14 protein-coding genes are annotated in these 16,051 nt (G+C 49.1%); 9 read left to right on the forward strand and 5 right to left on the reverse strand.

The features are described from left to right. The first annotated feature begins 10 nt into the window (after positions 1 to 10). On the forward strand, positions 11 to 1,180 hold the full coding sequence (locus MHH48_RS13500) for a cell wall-binding repeat-containing protein (protein ID WP_256720418.1): 1,170 nt from the start codon (positions 11 to 13) through the stop codon (positions 1,178 to 1,180). A gap of 408 nt (positions 1,181 to 1,588) precedes the next feature. Here MHH48_RS13500 and qoxD read toward each other — a convergent pair whose 3' ends face one another. The 4 genes from qoxD to qoxA form a co-directional block, all read right to left on the reverse strand. Further along, positions 1,589 to 1,876 (reverse strand): cytochrome aa3 quinol oxidase subunit IV, encoded by a 288-nt coding sequence (gene qoxD / locus MHH48_RS13505; protein WP_076321251.1) that lies wholly within the window; start codon positions 1,874 to 1,876, stop codon positions 1,589 to 1,591. 1 nt (position 1,877) lies between these two features. Further along, entirely contained in the window at positions 1,878 to 2,474 is a 597-nt protein-coding gene (gene qoxC / locus MHH48_RS13510; protein WP_076321252.1) for a cytochrome aa3 quinol oxidase subunit III, read from the reverse strand. Further along, positions 2,471 to 4,414 (reverse strand): cytochrome aa3 quinol oxidase subunit I, encoded by a 1,944-nt coding sequence (gene qoxB, locus MHH48_RS13515; protein WP_076321253.1) that lies wholly within the window; start codon positions 4,412 to 4,414, stop codon positions 2,471 to 2,473. The genes qoxC and qoxB overlap by 4 nt, the downstream gene beginning before the upstream one ends. A 63-nt stretch (positions 4,415 to 4,477) precedes the next feature. Further along, a complete protein-coding gene (gene qoxA / locus MHH48_RS13520) occupies positions 4,478 to 5,428 on the reverse strand; it encodes a cytochrome aa3 quinol oxidase subunit II (protein WP_076321254.1) in 951 nt (316 codons plus the stop codon). Between the two features lie 499 nt (positions 5,429 to 5,927). On the opposite strand from qoxA, the gene MHH48_RS13525 reads away from it, so the two are divergent. The 5 genes from MHH48_RS13525 (at position 5,928) to MHH48_RS13545 (ending at position 11,232) form a co-directional block, all read left to right on the forward strand. Then, on the forward strand, positions 5,928 to 7,082 hold the full coding sequence (locus tag MHH48_RS13525) for a histidine kinase (protein WP_076321347.1): 1,155 nt from the start codon (positions 5,928 to 5,930) through the stop codon (positions 7,080 to 7,082). After that, complete coding sequence (locus tag MHH48_RS13530) at positions 7,079 to 7,711, forward strand: response regulator transcription factor (RefSeq protein ID WP_076321255.1); 633 nt, start codon at positions 7,079 to 7,081, stop codon at positions 7,709 to 7,711. Before MHH48_RS13525 ends, MHH48_RS13530 begins: the two co-directional genes overlap by 4 nt. A 188-nt stretch (positions 7,712 to 7,899) precedes the next feature. Next, positions 7,900 to 8,832, forward strand: a complete 933-nt coding sequence (locus MHH48_RS13535; protein WP_076321256.1) for an ABC transporter ATP-binding protein — start codon at positions 7,900 to 7,902, stop codon at positions 8,830 to 8,832. A 16-nt stretch (positions 8,833 to 8,848) separates the two neighbouring features. Further along, positions 8,849 to 10,129 (forward strand): ABC transporter permease, encoded by a 1,281-nt coding sequence (locus tag MHH48_RS13540; protein ID WP_076321257.1) that lies wholly within the window; start codon positions 8,849 to 8,851, stop codon positions 10,127 to 10,129. Next, the gene (locus MHH48_RS13545; RefSeq protein ID WP_076321258.1) at positions 10,129 to 11,232 is read left to right on the forward strand and encodes an ABC transporter permease; all 1,104 of its coding nucleotides are present in this window, start codon (positions 10,129 to 10,131) and stop codon (positions 11,230 to 11,232) included. Before MHH48_RS13540 ends, MHH48_RS13545 begins: the two co-directional genes overlap by 1 nt. A gap of 142 nt (positions 11,233 to 11,374) precedes the next feature. Here MHH48_RS13545 and MHH48_RS13550 read toward each other — a convergent pair whose 3' ends face one another. Then, positions 11,375 to 12,826 (reverse strand): PLP-dependent aminotransferase family protein, encoded by a 1,452-nt coding sequence (locus tag MHH48_RS13550; protein ID WP_076321348.1) that lies wholly within the window; start codon positions 12,824 to 12,826, stop codon positions 11,375 to 11,377. Between the two features lie 142 nt (positions 12,827 to 12,968). Between MHH48_RS13550 and MHH48_RS13555 the strand changes: the two genes are divergently transcribed. From MHH48_RS13555 to MHH48_RS13565, 3 genes are all read left to right on the forward strand, one after another. Beyond that, positions 12,969 to 13,586: a LysE/ArgO family amino acid transporter gene (locus MHH48_RS13555; RefSeq protein ID WP_076321259.1), complete on the forward strand. Its 618-nt coding sequence runs from the start codon at positions 12,969 to 12,971 to the stop codon at positions 13,584 to 13,586. 109 nt (positions 13,587 to 13,695) lie between these two features. Next, positions 13,696 to 14,544 (forward strand): N-acetyltransferase, encoded by an 849-nt coding sequence (locus MHH48_RS13560; protein WP_076321260.1) that lies wholly within the window; start codon positions 13,696 to 13,698, stop codon positions 14,542 to 14,544. Between the two features lie 77 nt (positions 14,545 to 14,621). Next, entirely contained in the window at positions 14,622 to 15,434 is an 813-nt protein-coding gene (locus MHH48_RS13565) for a TIM barrel protein (protein ID WP_076321261.1), read from the forward strand. Positions 15,435 to 16,051 lie beyond the last annotated feature (617 nt).

The following is a 16,051-nucleotide window of genomic DNA, read 5'->3' on the forward strand; positions in this document are numbered from 1 at the left end:
GGTGAAAAAAATGATCGCCGGCTGGGCTCTTGCCCTGTTAACGGCAGGCATCCTCGCATGGAGTCAGACCCAAAGTCATTCCGAGCCCTCCATTCCCTCGGCTGTTCACAGCAAGGAGCTGCTGAAGGATGTTCCTGTACCTTGGTCCGCTACGAAGAACACCATTCGATTGAATACATCCGATCCAGTAAGTGCGGCTGTACTGACCTCCAAGACGCTGTGGCAGTCCACGAATGAGCATAGTCGTCCGCAGGCGGTGATTCTGGTGGATTTGGCTCAATGGTCCATTGCGGCTGTTAGCGTCGATCTGACCCAGCTTAGCGAAGGGCCTCTACTGTTTGTGGAAGAAGAGGGGATTCCCAAGGAGACACTGGAAGAGCTGAGACGGCTGAAGCCAAGGGGAGCGGAGCATAACAAGGGCATTGAGATTATTACTGTCGGCCCGATTTCGGATAGGGTGATGAAGGAGCTACATGGGCTTGAATATAAGACCGATCACATTGCTGCCGGGGAGCCAGCAGAAGCAGCAGCCGCTATTGATGAATACGCTGCTAAGGTATCCGGATCTGTACCCACCTCGGTTATTGTCGGATCGATGGATCGTCCGGATTATACGCTTCCTGCGGTAAGCTGGATTGCCCATATGCCGGAAACGATGCTGTATGTTCGCGAGAAGAATGTGCCTGAAGTGACGGCACAGGCGCTTCATAAGCGGAAAGGGAAAGCGAATATCTATATCATCGGTCCCGAAAAGGTGGTATCCCGGGCAGTCGAGGACGAGCTGCGGCAATATGGGAAGGTGACGCGGATATCCGGGGATGACCCGTTCGAGAATGCCTTACATTTTGCTCAGTTCAATGATCCCGTTACAGGCTTTGGTTGGGGCGTTCAATCACCGGGTTACAGCCTCTCGTTCTCAACCCCAGATTCGCCCGTATTGTCCATTGCAGCCGCTCCATTGTCCCATATGGGTAAGCATGCACCTTTATTGTTTACGGACCGCGACGGGGTGCCACGCTCCATTACGAAGTATGTAGACTCGATACGGCGTCAGAGCGGCACGTCCCCTAAGGAAGCTCCTTATAATCACGCCTGGATTATTGGAGACGAACAGACCCTGACTACGAAGCTCCAGAGTGAGATTGATGAAATTCTAGACATGGATGCAGGGCGTGACTAATGTCGTCCTCCAAGTCCAGTGGCTGGTAAAGTTGATCTATCGTGTATTGAATGTAAAGAAACCGTTCCTTTCGTAAATGGTGGTAGCACATCCATTTTACCAAGAAACGGTTTCTTTTCGTTCGTCTAAAGTATGTTTCCGCACAACGTAGCGGAGAGGACGAATTAATTCCGGACAAGCGTCAGCGCTCGCCTTTGCCCTCACATTTCGTCCTTGCTCAGAACCGTTCCAAGAAATTTGGGGACAACAGCGATGGTAGGAACGATTCGTACACGAAGCGTCGTATAAAAGAAAGAGGGCATCCCGCTAGATCTAGGATCTTTTGGGATACCCTCTTTGATATTGGATGATAGGTTCAGCATGCGAACGTTCATCGCCATATTTTAAATTCAAAGATATTCGCAGGGATTAAGCATACCAGCCCCATACGAAGATGAACAGCGTTCCGAAGATCGTGACAAGGCCAACGAACAGAGCGTAGGCAATGTTGATGTAAACGGATTTTTTGTCATCACTTTCCCCGACGTGCATGAACAGCATGAGCTGAACGGTTGCCTGCAGGATAGCGGTAACCAGCAGAACGGCCAATTTCGAAGCTGCCGGCATATCCAGCAGAACGACGAGTGCAACCGCTGAAAGGACGAGAGACGATAGATAACCCGCTACATGCTTAATTGGAAATAGCTGTTTTAACATGTCACATCAGTCCTTTCAAGTATACAAAGCTGAAGATGAAGATCCACACAACGTCCAGGAAGTGCCAGTAGAGCGAGAAGATGAAGGACTTGTTGGCTGTGGAATGATCCAGTCCATGCTTTTTAATTTGAAGCAGAATGCCAGTTCCCCACAGGAGACCGAAGGTAACGTGAGCTCCGTGGGTGCCAAGCAATGTGAACAAGCTGGAGGAGAAGGCGCTGGTTGAGAGCGTTACTCCTTCATGCACATAGGTGAAGAATTCGAAGATCTCGATCCCAAGGAATCCTGCACCGAGCAGCAGGGTGATGACCATAAAGATCATCATCTGCTTTTTCAGTCCCAGACGCATCGCATGAACAGCCAAACCAATGGTGAAGCTACTCGTTAAGAGCAGGAACGTTTCAAGTAATACTGGTGTAATTTCAAAGATTTCTGCTCCGCTCGGACCACTGGCAAAGCGGTTCACGAGAACGAAGTAGACGGTAAACAAGGTTGCAAAGAGCGCAATTTCAGCTCCAAGGAACAGCCAGAAGCCAAATATACGATTACGGTTTTCCTCTGTTCCATATTCCAGCGGCTGAGTGGCATCTATTTTCATACCGTATCACCCCGCAATTTCTGTTCGGTTTGAACAATCTCTTCAACCGGGATGTAGTATCCGTGATCACGGTCAAAGGACATGGTTGCCAAAATAATCAATACCGCAATACCGGCAACGATGGATGGAATCCACCAGCTGAATACCAGGAAGAAGCCAAGGAAGAAGAAGGCGATACCCAGTATAAATGGTTTTCCGGTGTTGCTTGGCATGTGAATCTTCGTGATTTTCTCATCCGAAAGCGGCTCGTTGTTTTTCTTCGAGAACCAGTGGGCGTCGCGGCCTTTGACTTTCGGCGTTACCGCAAAGTTGTATACAGGAACCGGACTTGGCGTAGACCATTCCAGTGCACGTGCATCCCATGGATCTCCTGTTTTGTCGCGCGGCTCGTAACGTGTACTCCAGTAGATGTTGTATACCAGAATGATGAATCCGATCGCCAGGCCAATTGCGCCGACCATCGACAGCATATTCAGCGGGCCAAAGCCGGTTTCGGCCGAATAGGTGTACGTACGACGGGTCATCCCCATAAGTCCCAGGAAGAACATCGGGAAGAACGTAACGTTAAATGAGATGGCAATAAACCAGAATGCGATTTTGCCAAGCTTTTCGTTCAGACGGAAGCCGAATACTTTAGGGAACCAGTAATGGAAACCGGCAATGACGGCGAATACGGCGCCTGGAATAAGCACATAGTGGAAGTGGGCAACCAGGAACATCGTATTGTGATACTGATAGTCGGCACTGGCCATCGCCAGCATGACGCCGGTAACGCCACCGATCGTGAAGATCGGAATAAAGGCAAGCGAGTAGAGCATCGGCGTCGTAAAACTGATTCGACCCTTTCGAAGCGTGAAGAGCCAGTTGAATATTTTGATTCCGGTCGGTACGGCAATCGCCATCGTCGTGATGGAGAAGAAGCCGTTAACCATAGCCCCTTGACCCATCGTATAGAAATGGTGGGCCCATACCAGGAAGGACAACCCGGAGATAATCACCATACTCAATACCATGGAGCTGTAACCGTACAAGTTTTTTCTGGAGAAAGTCGAGATGATCTCACTGAAAATACCGAAAGCTGGCAGAATGACAATGTATACCTCAGGGTGTCCCCATACCCAGAACAGGTTGGCCCATAGCATATCCATGCCGCCGTTGGCCATCGTGAAGAATTGCGAACCAAAGACGCGGTCGAACATCATAAGCAAGAGCGCAATCGTAAGTACAGGGAAAGCAAAGATAATAATGACGCAAGTGATCAATACAGACCACGTAAACATCGGCATGCGCATCAGGGTCATGCCCGGAGCACGCATCTTCAGAATCGTCACGATAAAGTTCAGACCTGTCAGCAAGGTACCAATCCCTGAAATCTGAAGCGCCAGCGAGTAGTAGTTATTGCCGACCGTCGGACTGAACTCGATACTGGCCAGCGGGAAATAGGCGGACCAGCCGGCATCCGGCGAGCCTCCGATAACGAAGGAAATGTTGAACAGCATCGCGCCGGCAAAGAACAGCCAGAAGCTGATTGCGTTCAGTTTAGGGAAAGCTACGTCACGGGCACCGATCTGAAGCGGAATGATGACGTTCATCAGACCGAAGATAAACGGCATCGCCATAAAGAGGATCATGATAACCCCGTGAGTCGTGAATACTTCATTATAATGCTGACCGTTCAGAAACTTCATGTCCGGCGCAGCGGTTTGCGCACGCATCATGATCGCGTCCACGCCTCCGCGGAACAGCATGATCAATGCACAGATGATGTACATGACCCCAATTCTTTTGTGATCCACGGTTGTGAGCCATTCCCGCCAGAGATAACCCCACTTCTTGTAAAAGGTTAAACCGAAGAGGATTGCAAGCGAGACGAGAACAATACTCACCATGGCACCGTAAATTAACGGATCACCGGTAACGAAAAATTCGTCCCATTTCATAAAGGCCTAGCTCCTTTCTGGATGTATGAAGTAGATCGGGTGAAGAACGTTTTCCTCACCGATTTAATGTCCTTCATGTTGATGATTTGGACTTTCTTCAGCCGGGGAGTCCGGCAGTTGTTCATTCGGATCATCGTCTTTATGGTCCTGATGCTCCTCATTGCCGTTGACATCACCGCCATGGTGATGGTCTTCGGATGGCGGCGGGCTGAATTCCAAATGCGTGTTGGAGAAGGTCATTCGTCCGACATGCGCGGTATCCAGAAGCTTCTTGAACTCATCTTCCTTCAGTTCAGGCGCGGTATCCTTTACATCCTGAACCCACTCATCGTACTCGGCAGAGGTCATGGCAAGTGCTTCAAACTCCATATGAGCGAACCCTTCGCCGTTGAAGTTTGCGTTACGGCCCATCATCGAACCTGGTACGTCGGCAACCATGTTCAGCTTGGTGATCATGTCGCTCATCGCATACTTCTGCCCGTGAAGCTGAGGGATCCAGAAGCTTGTGATCGGACCGAAAGAGTAGAGACGGAATTCGATCGGACGGTTGGTTGGAATGTTGACGTAATTGACGGTCTCAATTCCTTCTTCCGGATAGCTGAAGTGCCATTTCCAGTTCGAAGAGGAAGCGTAAATGACCAAAGGCTTTTGGTTTTCGTATCCTTCAGGAACGTTCTCGACGGCGACCGTCGTTTTGACGGTTACCACAGAGAGCACGGCAACGATCAGAATCGGAATGGCAGTCCACAGAATTTCCAGCCATTTGTTGCCCTCTTCATGAGGCGGTTCGTAACCTTCGTTGGATTTCTTGGCTCGATATTTTGTGAGCATGTAGATATAGAGCGCGTAAACAACCGCTAGTATTCCGACCATCATGAGAATGGAGAATATGATTGTATCGGATAGGGTTCTCGCAGCCGGTCCTTTCGGATCTAATACCGTGATCGAGCTGCAGCCCGATAAGAGCAAGGTAAAGCATAAAAACAATGCAAATAACGGCCCTCTTTTGTTCATGATGTACCCCTTTCCTTGAAACGTTCGTTCGATTCAATGTTACTAACACATCTATAGTAGAAAGTTCCGGTCGGCTTTGCAAAACACATAAATTTGTATAATTAACATATAAACCCACATTCGTGTCAATGTATGTAATTTTATGTGTTCAATTTGTTACAAAAGGGGAGGGTTGTGAGCGAAATCATTGTAGTGGCGCGGTTCTGGGGCAGTTCATACTTTGTTCAAACATTCACGAGAGTTACCAGTTTCGTCACAAATTCGGGCCTGTTTTTCGCTGTATTTCCCTTCTGGGCTTGCCGAATAAATCCCAGTATTGATAAGGGTTTAAGCGTGTATGTATATTTTTTCACAATAATATCGATGCGATTTTTTTATTTCCAGTTTACTTATTTCCCCAAAAGTACCGAAGAGGCTTGTGATATGATATAACTAAAATTTGGAACGATATATTTTACTGGAAATCGTGGAACTCTTGATAGGAAAGAGAGGAGAGCATGTGCGGTCGTTCTGGATATGGTTTTTATTTCTTGTTTTAAGCTGGCTATGCGCCTTCGTCCCTGTGCTGCAGCATGTAAATCCGGATCAATTGCCTTGGAGATTGGGAAGCAGCGCTATTTTCTTCTCGGCCTTTTTTCTATCGCCGTTATACCGCGCCAAGCCTGCAATGCTATTTGTCACACTGCTCGTTGCGTCTTTATTCTCCATGATCTCCTTATGGCCAACCAGCACAAGTGCATCAAACCCATACATTCTACTGGTTTATTCCATTCTGGCAGGAAAAGCCGTATATCGGCTTCCGTTCATCCATGCTGCCTGCATAGGTCTTGTTCTGGCCGCAGGTGCCATGGTGCCAGGTTTGTTCGGATACGCCGAGTTTCCATGGTTCTTCCTCGTTCTATACTCGGTTATGCTCGCGATGGGTCTTGCCTTATTTCGCACGGTCTGGTCCCGTAATCAAGAGTCAACGGTTCGATATGAAACGCTGCTCAGTGAGTATCGTAATATGAAACGCCGCCTGATTACGGATGAGCAGCATGCCAGGCAGGAGGAGCGGGCTCAAGTCGGTCGGGATATCCATGACTCCGTCGGGCATAAATTAACGGCGCTGCTCATGCAGCTTGAGATGCACCGGATGCAGGCGGACGGGGAAACCGCTGAAGTTCTGAAGGGGCTTAAAGCCCTTGCCAAAGAAAGTCTGGAGGAGACCAGGAACGCGGTGAAATCCATGAAACAGCAGGAGACCAGCGGATTGCCTGCGATCATTGGACTTCTCCGGCGCTTGGAATCCGAGAGCTTTATGCGCGTGACGCTAACGGCGCGGCATGGAGCACTTACCGTACCGTTAAACAATATCCAATCCATTGCGGTATACCGAGCGGTTCAGGAAGCTATGACCAATGCGATGAAGCATGGGAGCACCCGAGAAGTGCATATCATCTTCGAAGCGCCGGGAGGCGGGATATTCCGTTTTGAGGTAAGCAATCCGTATCACCGGAAACGCGATACATACCGGGATGGTTATGGTTTAAAAGCGATGCGAGAACGAATGGAAGAGGCTGGGGGCGAGCTTCAAATCTCCCAGTACGACAACCAATTTATCGTTCGCGGAACGCTATTCATGTCCAAGTTCATAGAGGAGGGAGTCCGCTGATACGTTTATTATTGGCAGAGGATCAGGCCATGGTTCGTCAAGGTCTGAAAATGATGATCGAAAGCGATTCGGATATGCTGGTTGCCGGTGAAGCTGGTAACGGCAAAGAGGCGGTGGCTTTATGCGAAAACCATATCTTTGATGTCGTTGTGCTCGATATCCGAATGCCGGAGATGAACGGATTGGAGGCTGCCCGCATTATACGTTCACGATGGCCGAAAACCAAAGTGCTGATGCTGACGACGTTTAACGACGACCAGTATGCGGTCGAGGCGTTAAAGAGCGGGGCAAGCGGGTACATGCTGAAGGAGGCCGAGCCAGAGGCCCTGATCCGCTCGATTCGAAGCTGCTTAAGCGGCGGATTGTCGCTCCAGGAGGATGTGGCGGCCAAGGTGATCCCCAAACTGCTGGAAGAGAAGAAAGCGCCCGTCGTTGATGCTTCGATTACCCCGCGGGAGCTGTCCATCATACGTCTGGTAGGGGAAGGGCGAAGCAACCGCGAAATCGCAGACGAGCTGGGTTTGTCGATCGGAACGGTCAAGAATCACGTCAGCCAGATTATGGACAAACTTGATCTAAGAGACCGGACACAGCTGGCGATTTATGCCATACGGCACAATGTGGTTTGATTCGCGAGAAAAGGCGATGACCCGTTAAATCCGAATCTAACATGACTGAAGTCATGGTTCGGAATCAAAGCAATGACCGAGGGCAGTGATGGCACTGCCTTTTTGCATATACACTTGTAGCTGTGGACGATATGAACGAAGGGCGCCAAGGCAGCTTAGGTTTCATTTCGAGAATGGGGGGAGACATGATGCTGGAAACCGTAGAACTTCGAAAAGTGTTTAAGGGCAAGACTGCTGTGGAGGGAGTCAGCCTGTATCTGGACCGGGGGGAATCCGTCGGATTGATCGGTCCGAACGGCGCCGGGAAATCGACAACCATCTCCATGATTTCATCCTTGCTGAAACCGACGGGCGGCGACGTACGCCTGAACGGCAAAAGCGTGCTCAAGCATCCGCAGGATATTCGCACCGTATTAGGCGTGGTGCCTCAGGAAATTGCCTTGTATGAAGAATTGACATCGTATGAAAACCTTAAATTTTTCGGGCGCGTATATGGATTGAACGGGAAGGAATTGGAGATCAAAATTCAGGAGCTGCTTGAGACGGTCGGCCTTCGGGATCGCCAGAAGGAGTTAATTCGAACCTATTCCGGAGGCATGAAGAGAAGGATCAATATCGCAGCGGCTCTGCTGCATGATCCGCAAATCGTTATCATGGATGAACCAACCGTGGGCATTGATCCGCAGTCCCGCAATCATATTCTTGAAACGGTCCGGCGCTTGAACCGGGACAAAGGTACAACGGTACTGTACACAAGCCATTACATGGAAGAAGTGGAGCAGCTGTGCAGCCGGATGTACATCATGGATCACGGGCGGATTATCGCTTCGGGTACCAAGGAGGAGCTGCAGCACATCTTGTCCGGTGAGGATACGCTGATCATCCAGCTGAATCGCCCGGATCCGGAGCTGGCCGAGGAGCTTCGATCCATAGAAAGCGTCAGGCAGGTTGAGGAGACGGATCATGGCTTGAAGCTCATTGTAATGAAGAACAGTTACATTCTGTCCGGCATCGTGCAGGCTGCGGAACGCAATGGGGTACAGATTCAGAATATTCATATCCAGTCGCCAAGTCTCGAGGATGTATTTCTTCATTTGACCGGCCGCAAGCTTCGGGATTGAGAGGAGGGACGGACGCTTGGGCGTATTTTTCAAAAAAGACTTTCTCGTCTATTGGAGAGACCGGAAAAAGATGCTGATTGCTTTGTTTATGCCATTAGCGCTAATCCTGGTTCTCGGATTTGCCTTGCCGAATTGGGTAGAGAATTCGAATGGGTCTCTTGAGATGAGAGTCGCATTGGTCGTGAAGGACCGACATGAAGAGGGAGTCCATGCCTTTCAAGAAAGCCTAAAGAGTATGTCAATCAGTACGGAACAGAAGAACGAACTGAGTAAAGCAGCCGCAAATTTCCAACTGGAAGCCCTATTAATGAATATGTTCGGGGACGATGAGGTTGAAGAATTCCTTCAAGTTGCTGCATTGGATGACCAGACTGCCCAAGTACAGCTGAAGGAAGAGAAAGTGGAGGCCATCATAACAGTTCCTGAGGCATACACGCTGGCTGCACTTAACAAGCTTCTCCTGCATGAGGGGGACGGCGCGGTTCTGACTTTAACGGCGCTAGAGAATTCGATGAAAGTGAATATTCTGCAAAATATGCTGGATGGATTTTTGGGTACCGTTAATTATCAGGCTGCGCTGGACAGCGGAATGGAAGGACAGGAAAGCAAGGGTGAAGGCGAGCTTGCGCTGGCGAACAGCCCTGTCGGCGGATTGGAACAAATCGAAGGTGTGGACATGATCACCTCGTTCCAATATTACGCACTGGCGGTCAGTATATTTTTTGCGCTGTCCGTCTCCACAACGACGGCGTCCAAATCGATCACGGAAAAGCGAGAGATGGTGTTTATGCGTCTCCTTCTTGCCGGAACCCATCCATTTCGCTACTTGTCCGGCAAGGTTGGGTCGACCTTGTGCATGTCTCTGCTTCAATCTTCGGTACTGATCATGATCTCACACTTTCTGTTTCAGCTTTTTCCGGGGAAGTCCCTGATCTTCTGGATCGGTCTGACCTTCATCATCTTCATGCTGTGTCTAACGGTCGCGGCGTTATCCGCGCTTTTTACAGCCATGCTATTCCGAATGAAGGACGCTGATGTCGCAACCGGCATTTCATTCATACTGCTAGTTGTGCTCGGGGTCATCGGAGGGAATCTGGTGCCGATCTATATTTTGCCGGATTGGCTAATGAACATCGGCAGCGTTACCCCCAACGGCTTGGCCTTAATGTCCATGATTCAGTGGATTCAGGGCAGTCCGTTTCAAGAGCTATGGCTGCCGATCCTGTACCAAGGGGTATTCTTCATCGTTATTCTAGCTGCGAGTTTATGGATCTTTCCAAGAAGGGGGCGGATCTGATGGCTCCCATCTTATTATCGCAATGGATGAAAGACAAGCGGAATCCATGGATGATCATCATGTTCATCGGTCTGAGCATCATAGCCACGCTTATGTTCGGAGCGAACGTTGACAGCAAGATCAAGATTGACATCTTCACCGAAGACGGGGCGGTGGAAAAGTCTGAGGCCAAGTGGATCGAATTGCTGAATCAAAACGATACGTTCGAATTTCGAATTCAGGATGAACAGGCGGCAAGAAAAAAAGTGCGCGAGGGACGCGCAGATCTCGCCGTGAAGCTGGTTTCTGACGATTATCGCATCATAGCCGCAATGGATAACCCATATGTCCAGCTAGCTGATCAGCATCTCCGTACGGTTTATGAACGAGAGATGTTGCTTCGGGCCGCAGCAGCGAACGTGCAAGATGAAACGAAATTCCGCGAGCACGTACATGCTTATATGGAGAAACCGCCCTTGCGTCTCCAATCCGAGTCGCAGGATGGGGGAGAACTCGTTCGTCATGATATGGGACTTCAACTGCTGTTTGGATTTTCGTTATTCCTAGTGATGTTTACCGTTGGGTTCAAGGTGAATACGATTACGAAAGATAAAGCATCCGGCGTTTGGAACCGGCTCACTCTGTCTCCTGTCCGAAAAACGGAGATGTATATGGGTCACCTATTATACAGCTCTTTGATCGGCGTCTTGCAGATCATCCTGGTGCTGCTCATCTTTCGGTATGGTTTCGGCTTTAACCTAGGCGATCAATATAGCTTGTTGCTGCTAGTCATTGTGATCTATACACTGACTATCGTCGCTTTATGCATGCTCTTTGTCGGCATCTTGCAGTCGCCCGAGCAATTTGGGACGCTGTTTCCGTCCATCATTCCGATCATGCCGCTCATCAGTGGGATATATATGCCGCCAGGTACAATCACGAATCCGATTCTGCTTGGCATTGCGGAGGTCATTCCGCTGACCCATGCCATGAAAGCATTGACGGGAATAGCCGTGTACGGTTACGGCATCGCGGATCTCTGGCTCCCAATTTCCAAATTGCTGCTCATCGGGGTGTTGTGCATGGGCATAGGAATTAATCTGATGGAACGTCGTCATGTGTAAAAGAGGATCGTCGGCAAGAAGAATGTCGTTTTGTAGAAATCGGAAAATCGCCGTACCTCCGAAATAAGATAGCAGAAGTGGCACACTCACAATAGGAATGGGCCTTCCCTGTGGATCAAAGTCCGGGGGAGGGCCCTTTTTCTTATGATACCGCATGGAGGCGGATAAGCTCCGCAAGCCGGATAAGCCCGCTCTCCAGCTGATCGTACGAGGCGTAAGCATAGGATAGGCGCAGATGCTGCTGGTCGTTACGATCATATATATTTCCGGGATTAAGCAAAATGCTCTCCCTCAGCGCTTGTTCAAATAAAGGGCGAATGGAGAGGGGGTTCTTGATGCAAAGCCAAATATAGAATCCCCCTTGGGGTGTATTCCAGAGTGCAATATCGTGAAAATATTGCTCCAGTAATGACAGGGTAAAGTCTCGGCGTCTCATCAGCTCTGCCCGGATCTGAGCGAGATGATTCTCATATAACCCACTGGAGAGCCATTCGGCGACGGCATGCTGGGAAAGGGAGCTGGAGCCGTAATCGGTTTGCATTTTGATATCGGACAGCCGATCGATGACCGGCTCAGGCCCGACGATCCATCCGATGCGCAGCCCGGGACCCAGGGTCTTGGACATGCTGCCCATATAGAGCACTAGGCCTTGATTATCCGAAGCTTTCAGAGGGAGGGGTGAAGGGGTGTCAAACCATAAATCCCCATACACGTCATCCTCGATTAAGGGCAGCCTTTCTTGAGCACAAATCTGGAGCAGTTCTGCCCGCCTGACGGAAGACATTAGCGTTCCGGTAGGGTTATGAAAGGCAGGGATAGTATAAAGCAGGGCAGCGCTGTGTTGGCGCTTAAGTCTCCCGATGGCTTCCGTTCGGATCCCGTTCTCATCCATAGGGATGCCGTGCAAATGCATGCCGGCGGATTGAAACACATGGATCGAGTTCAGGTAAGAGGGATTCTCTACCAAAATGGAGGAACCGTGATGCAGCAATCCAAGCGAGATCAGCTGTAAGCCTTGCAGCCCGCCGGAGACGATGAGTATGGAAGCAGGGGAGGCCATAATCCCTTTCTTTTTCAGATGATCGCTGATGATTTCCCTTAAGTATAGGCTCCCTTTCGGTTCCGAGTAGCCCAAGGTGAAGCGGCTGGACATCCTGCCGCTAAACGTCTCCCGCATTTGGTCAGCCGGAAGGAGATCAGGAGAGAGCTCGCCTGTTCCGAGACGGATCATGCTAGCATCGGCTTCCGCACGATTGATTTGCTGGATCATATGGATGTTGGGCTGATAGGAGCCGGATTTCACATATTGATTCCAATCAGGCGGAGGCGTGGCAGCAAGTAAACTCCATGTATTGTTAATAATTACGGTCCCTTGTCCCACGCGGGATTCGATTAAACCGTCTGCGGCGAGCTCCCCGAGTGCATACACAATGGTGCTGCGGTTCACTTGAAATTTGGCAGCCAGATCTCGCTGCGTGGGAATTCGGGTTCCGACCGGCCATTCCCCGTTCATGATTCTGCTCTTGATAACATCATAAATTTGCTGATGAAGCGGCACATTGGAGTGCTTATTCAATTTCCATTCTTCAGCCATAGGTATAGGTAAACCCGCTTTCATGTAGGAATATGCCTCAGTATAACTCATTGGTTGGGTCAAGTGCCAACCAATTGGTTGGAGACGCAACCGATACCCTCCTTTACAATGGTGGAAATATTCGCTGGAGGTTTGGTTTCATATGATAGGCGTCATCGTTCATGGATTCATTCTAGCTTTGGGTCTTATTCTTCCTTTGGGCGTGCAGAACGTGTTTGTATTTAATCAGGGAGCGGTACAACCCCGCTTCATCAAGGCACTGCCCGTCATGATTACCGCATCGCTATGTGATACGCTGCTGATCTCATTAGCGGTTCTGGGGGTATCCGTTGTTGTTCTGGAATATGAATGGATCCGAACCGTGCTGTTTTCATTGGGGATCTGTTTCCTGGTCTATATGGGAAGGGTAACCTGGGAGAGTAAACCTTCGGGTCAAGCGCAAGAAGAGACTCGTTCGTTTACGCCGAAAAAGCAAATTGTATTTGCCATGTCTGTATCCTTGTTAAATCCGCATGCTGTTCTGGACACGATCGGGGTCATTGGCACAAGCTCGCTCCAATATACAGGGATCGACAAAGTGGTCTTTGCCGTTGTATGTATCGCAGTTTCGTGGTTGTGGTTCTTGGGTCTTGGAATAGCGGGCAGGACAGCGGGAAGGATGGATCCATCAGGGAAATGGTTGTCCACGTTGAACCGAATATCGGCGTTGATTATGTGGGGAACAGCGGGGTATCTCGGGGTTAGCCTGATTCTATCCTAGCCGAAACGGTATGTGTGATTTTTTTATTATAGAAGATAAATCCCTTTGCCCACTCCTCTTCCAACCTATATAATGAGCCTAATTCAAAAGGGTATAAGGAGGGGGAGTTATGGAATACAGATTAATAAAGGCGGATCCCAAGATGTTCTCGAAATATTTTGCTACCTATTATAAGAATAATTGGTTTAGACCGAGCTGGGGTGATTTAACCAAGGTTCTAGCGGATTCGGACGACGGTTACTGGGTTGTCTTAGGTGACGATAAAGTGGCGGGAGTTTATTTGTCTGACCATTCCATCGGACTTGTGTTTGGTATCCCCCCATATTCTATTACCACAAAGATGATTGATTACGTGAAGAGCTATACCTTAAAATCCTGGAACTTGACAGAGTCTCTGCATGCTCATAATGTTCTGGTTGAGCAGGAGATCGCTTTTCGTGAAAATGGTTTCGTTCAGGTTGAATCCAGGCAATGCATGATGCGGCCTACCGAACAGCTGGAAACATCGATGGATCTCCATTATATGGATAGAAGGCCCACAATAGAAGATATGTCTAAGATTGTAGAGGTGTTTAGGGAAGCGTATGCAAATGGCCCGGATGAGCGGGAAGTCCAAGTTTATGCGGATGATGCGGCCCGATATTTTGACATAGTGGACCCCAAGCTGTTGGAAGCCTCTTCAGTAGTATATGACCGAACAACGGAAGAAATCGTCGGTGTATGTTTGATCTCTTTATGGGAGGGCCTGCCACTCGTTTATAGCATCGCAGTATTACCCCAACATCGAGGGCTGGGGTTGGCGAGCGGGATGCTGGATAGGGCATTAACGGCCTTGGAGCCTGATTACCCTGTGCTGCGCCTCTTTGTAACGACGGGAAATCAAGCGGAGCAACTGTATAGGAAGAAAGGTTTTCTCTCCGGCGGGGAATATCATCATCTTAAATACACCATAGAGTAAGATATGCTGCGCAGGGTGTTTGGTAGTGTGATAAACGGAAGATCGTGCTTTGATCTATTCTCTAAGGGGGCATTCAGGTGAATATTTCGATTGGCGGCTATTCTTTTTATAATACGTTTCTGGATGGAAAAATGGATGTGTTCGGTTATTTGGAGACGGTGAAGTACCGGTACCGAATGGATGCGGTTGATTTGTGGAACGGTTTTTTCATCGATCGGAGCGATAGCGTATATAAGCTTGCTGATAAGAGTTACATCCGGAAAATCAGAGAGGCACTGGATGAGAAAGAGATGAGGGTGGTTAACTTTGCTGTGGATGGAGCGCACCTATGGGATCCAGACCCGGATATCCGGCAGAAGCTGTACGAGAACGCGCTGGTTCATCTGGATGCCGCTGAAATCCTGGGCGCCGAAACCGTGCGAATCGACACCGGCGGCAGTTATAAGGAATCGGAGCCGATGACTAACGAACAGTTCGAGTATACCGTTAAACGTTATCGGGAATATGCGGATCGTGCAGCGGATGGCGGTTATACCATTGGTCCGGAAAATCATATGGGCGCATCGCTGCTTCCGCGAGAAATGAAACGGCTTGCCGAGGAAGTCCAACATCCGGCTTTTGGTTTTCTGCTTCATCTTGGCAGATGGAAGGCAGATGAGGCTGAAGGTGATGAGATGGTTGCCCCATGGACGGTACATACTCATTTTGACGCAAAAACAGCGATTCATCCCGATGCGGAGGAGAAGGTGCGGAGCCTGATCGCAGGCGGATACAAGGGTTACTGGGGCGTCGAATACAATGCGCCGCATAACCAATATGTGGAGATGGAATGGATTATCGGGGCTGTAAAACGGATCGTGAGTAATGCCAGTCGAGTTGAGTTGGAATGATGAAATCGTGCGAGATGGTTGCTTTGTATTGCAATGGAAGTGCGTGCGTTTGAAGAGCATTGGAAGGACGTTTGTATTGCGTTTGAAAGGCATTTGAAAGGCATTTATATTGCATTGTATGGCATTGTATGGCATTGTATGGCATTTGCATTGCATTGCATTGTATTGTATTTGTTTTGCGTCGAATTGCATTTTATTATATTATATTTGTATTTCTAACGGACTGAGCATCCGTTATCTAGTTAAAAAAGATGAGTTTAACTAGTTTAGCGGACATGAGATACGTTATTCGCCGTAAAAGTGTGATTATCGCCCTATGTTAACTGAAATAACGGATCTGGTGTCCGTTCGATTCGCGAAATGAGCAATTCTGAACGAAATAACGGACCTGGAGTCCGCTCGATTCGCGAATTAAGCTATTTTGATCGAAATGAAGGCACTAGTGTCTGTTCGATTCGCGAATCGAGCTAGTTTGATCGAAATGAAGGGGCCTAGTGCCTGCTCGATTGGCGAATTCAGCGATTTTGATGGAAATGAAAGCACTAGTGTCTGTACGATTCGCGAATCGAGCTGGTTTGATCGAAATAAAGGCGATCAGGTCCGGTAGCGCCAAATGG

The sequence above is a fragment of the Paenibacillus sp. FSL F4-0100 genome, assembly GCF_037993005.1.
In the GTDB taxonomy this organism is placed as follows: Bacteria; Bacillota; Bacilli; order Paenibacillales; family Paenibacillaceae; genus Paenibacillus_AQ.

Excerpts from the sequence above, each read along its gene's own strand:
- MHH48_RS13500 (WP_256720418.1), top strand. The coding sequence starts at position 11 with ATGATCGCCGGCTGGGCTCTTGCCCTGTTAACGGCAGGCATCCTCGCA.
- qoxD (WP_076321251.1), bottom strand. The coding sequence starts at position 1,876 with ATGTTAAAACAGCTATTTCCAATTAAGCATGTAGCGGGTTATCTATCG.
- qoxC (WP_076321252.1), bottom strand. The coding sequence starts at position 2,474 with ATGAAAATAGATGCCACTCAGCCGCTGGAATATGGAACAGAGGAAAAC.
- qoxB (WP_076321253.1), bottom strand. The coding sequence starts at position 4,414 with ATGAAATGGGACGAATTTTTCGTTACCGGTGATCCGTTAATTTACGGT.
- qoxA (WP_076321254.1), bottom strand. The coding sequence starts at position 5,428 with ATGAACAAAAGAGGGCCGTTATTTGCATTGTTTTTATGCTTTACCTTG.
- MHH48_RS13535 (WP_076321256.1), top strand. The coding sequence starts at position 7,900 with ATGCTGGAAACCGTAGAACTTCGAAAAGTGTTTAAGGGCAAGACTGCT.
- MHH48_RS13545 (WP_076321258.1), top strand. The coding sequence starts at position 10,129 with ATGGCTCCCATCTTATTATCGCAATGGATGAAAGACAAGCGGAATCCA.
- MHH48_RS13550 (WP_076321348.1), bottom strand. The coding sequence starts at position 12,826 with ATGGCTGAAGAATGGAAATTGAATAAGCACTCCAATGTGCCGCTTCAT.
- MHH48_RS13555 (WP_076321259.1), top strand. The coding sequence starts at position 12,969 with ATGATAGGCGTCATCGTTCATGGATTCATTCTAGCTTTGGGTCTTATT.
- MHH48_RS13560 (WP_076321260.1), top strand. The coding sequence starts at position 13,696 with ATGGAATACAGATTAATAAAGGCGGATCCCAAGATGTTCTCGAAATAT.